This is a genomic window from Phenylobacterium sp. (assembly GCF_004799395.1).
Taxonomy (GTDB): Bacteria; Pseudomonadota; Alphaproteobacteria; order Caulobacterales; family Caulobacteraceae; genus Phenylobacterium.
This window is the reverse complement of record NZ_SSMZ01000203.1, coordinates 1-2,838: the sequence shown is the minus strand read 5'-3', so window position 1 is coordinate 2,838 and position 2,838 is coordinate 1. Positions and strand designations below refer to the sequence as shown.

The window sequence follows — 2,838 nt, the reverse complement described above, 5'->3', positions numbered from 1 at the left end:
CCTTGAACATCCGCTCGTAGAAGAGCGCCCCTGGGTGCGGCCGCTCGCGGACCCGCGCCGGATCGAGGGTCTGCACACCGAACCCTCGCCAGGCGTAGCTCCAGAACATCGCCGGCCACAGACCCAGCCAGGTCTTGGTCTGGGACGGGAAGAACCGCACCGCCGCCATCCAACTGAGCCACGCGGCGGGCCCGACCCTCACCCTTCGGATCGGGCCGTTCTGCGGCAGTGGCCAGCCGCCATGGAAGAAAATGCTGGGCAGCCGGGGGCCATTGTAGAGACTGATGGTCTCGATGGGCGGGTTCCCATGCGTGGCGGCGATGTCGGTCGCCATCAGGGCGCACATGTCGTGATCCATGTGGCCACCTTCCCAGGCGGTGACGACGATGCGCGAGATCGGGCCGACGTCCGCCAAGGCCGCTCCCAGCGCCGCGTAGGCGGCCGGTAGGGCGCGATGGACGGCCCCGTCGACGGCGCCGGCGCCGCGGCCGGCGTGGACGACCTTGGCCGGATCGACGCCGAGATGGGCCAGCAGGGCCTGGCTCTCGGCGTGGCGGCGTTGCGCCAGGTCGGGCGTCCGGTAGTCGGCGACATAGAGGAACAGCTGATCCTCGCCCGCGGCTACGGCGGCGGTGACCAGCGGCAGGCCGCAGTACTCGTCGTCAAAATGCGCCAGGATGTAGACGACGGTCATCTCAGTACGGGTCGAAATCGAGGAAATTGAACGCCACGGCTTCGCGGCGCAGCGCGGCGGGCGCGCCCGGCGCCAGGCTGCGCCAGATGAGGTTCAGCGGCGAGGGACGCAAGCGCTCCGGGATCGGCAGGAAGGCGCGGAGGTTCATCCGCGGCTCCAGGCCCAGGAACAGCGTCGCGGCCAGCGGCGCGCCGCCGGCGGGCTTCAGCGTGGTCGCGCCCGGCAGGAAGGCCCCGCACTGGACGAAGGGCAGGTGGGTCCTCGCCCAGACGCCCGTGAGGTCGCCATGCTTGGCCATCATGTAGCGCCCTTCGGGATTGCCCAGCCGCCAGGCCAGCAGATCGTCGCGCCAGGCGCCCTGGTATTGGACCTCGGCGGCCGAGAATCGCCGGGGCAGGCTCGCCAATACTCCGGCGTGCAACCGGCCCACCTCCTGGAAGGCCAGCTTGCGCAGGAATCCCGGCGTCGAATTGGCGTTAGCCACACCGATGACGAAGCTGTAGCCGGCTTGGGTTCCCAGGTCGTAAGCCCTCTCGGCGAGGGTCGTGAACAGGCCACGGCCCTGGTAGTCCGGGTGCGTGGCGGTGTTCAGCGAGAGCAGGCCCTTCACCACGGCCCCGTCGATGTTCGCCTCGAGCGGGCAGGTCACATAGTGCGCCGCCAGCATGTCGCCGTCCCAGGCGTCGGCTCCGATCACGGCGCCCGCCGGATTGTCGCGATAGCGCCAGGCCAGCGCCGCGGAGTTGAACTTGTCGGTCTGGAAGGCGGCGTTCAGCAGGCGGCCATAGGCCTCCAACTGGGTCGGCGCTGTCCCCGCCGGCCGGATCGCGAGCGCCTGACCTGTCATGGCGGCAACTCACCATGATTGGCCAAGCCCGCCAAGCGGCGGTGTCTTTTGAGCTTCTCATTGCCGCGGGCGCGCCGTACCAAACCCTCAAGCAAGGTGGGGGGACCGCGCGGGGATGGCGAAATTCACCATCGACATCAGCGTCAACGTCGGCGCGCGCACGGCGCTGCGGGCTGTGCTGGCGACCGGCCTGCTGGTCATGCTGGGCGCCAATCTGCCCGGGCACCTGAGCTACGACTCGGTCGCCCAGCTCTATGAGGGCCATTTCCATATCCGCGAGACGTGGGGCCCGGCGCTCTACGCTTGGGTGCTGGGCTTCTTCGACGGTTTCATTCCCGGGACCTCCCTCTATGTGACAGTGAGTGCGGCGTTGTTCTTCGGCGCCCTGGCGGCCATGGCGGACCTCAGGCCGCGGACCAGCTGGTGGGGTGTGCCGATGGCCGCCCTGGTCGCCTTGACGCCGCAGGTGATGGTCTACCAGGGCATCGTCTGGAAGGACGTCATGTTCGCCAATTGCGCCGTGGCGGGTTTCGTCATGGTGGCGTGGGCTGGCCGCATCTGGCCAGACCGGCCACGGCGCTGGATGTTGCTGATCGCGGCCCTGGTGTTGATGGCTGCAGGCGCCCAGGTGCGCCAGAACGGCATCATCGCCGGCGGTTTTGCGGCGCTCGCCCTGGGCTGGATCGCCGCGCGGGGTAGTTGGAGGCGCGGGGTCGGCTGGACGGCGGCCGCGCTGATCGCCCTGGTGCTGGTGGGTCAGGTCGAGACCACGCTCTCCGAACCGCCCAAGGCGCCCGATGACACCGCACTCTCCACGGGCCTGAGGATTGTCCAAAGCTACGACGTGCTGGGCGCCATCGCCATGGACCCCAGCTACAGGACCGAAAAGCTGAGCGCGGCCAATCCGGCCGCCGCCGCCGTCGTGCGGTCCCGCGCCAAGGCCGACTATTCCGGCCGCCGGGTCGACTTCACCGACCGCGACACCGCCATCCAGGCGGGCCTGAACGCCATTCCCGATAAGGCTTTCGCGCAGCAATGGGTCGAGCTGATCACCCACCATCCTGGCCTCTACCTGCGGGTGCGCTGGGAGGATTTCCGCTGGGTCTTCGCCCCGCCGGTGGTCGACTGGTGCCTGCCGGTCTACGTCGGCGTTGACGCGCCCGCCGAGAAGATGGCCCCGCTACGGCTTGAGCACCGTTACGTCCAGTCCGACGTGATGCTGTACAACTATGCGAGTTGGTTCCTCGACACGCCGGTGATGAGCCACGCCTTCTATTTCGCGGTGTCGCTGGTCCTG

General features: G+C 68.8%; 3 protein-coding genes. 1 reads left to right on the top strand and 2 read right to left on the bottom strand.

Annotated features, from left to right (window positions below; genetic code table 11):
- Positions 1-694 (bottom strand): PIG-L family deacetylase (locus tag E8A12_RS13190; protein WP_293369420.1); only part of this gene is annotated, 694 nt, incomplete at its 3' end.
- Between the two features lies 1 nt (position 695).
- Positions 696-1,541 carry a GNAT family N-acetyltransferase gene (locus E8A12_RS13185; RefSeq protein WP_293369418.1) on the bottom strand — a complete coding sequence of 282 codons (846 nt, stop codon included), beginning with the start codon at positions 1,539-1,541 and terminating at the stop codon, positions 696-698.
- 115 nt (positions 1,542-1,656) lie between these two features.
- On the opposite strand from E8A12_RS13185, the gene E8A12_RS13180 reads away from it, so the two are divergent.
- A partial coding sequence (locus E8A12_RS13180) for a hypothetical protein (RefSeq protein WP_293369415.1) occupies positions 1,657-2,838 on the top strand: 1,182 nt, incomplete at its 3' end.

What these genes read in the sequence shown, in the direction of transcription:
- E8A12_RS13185 (WP_293369418.1), bottom strand. Translation starts at nt 1,541, where the DNA reads ATGACAGGTCAGGCGCTCGCGATCCGGCCGGCGGGGACAGCGCCGACC.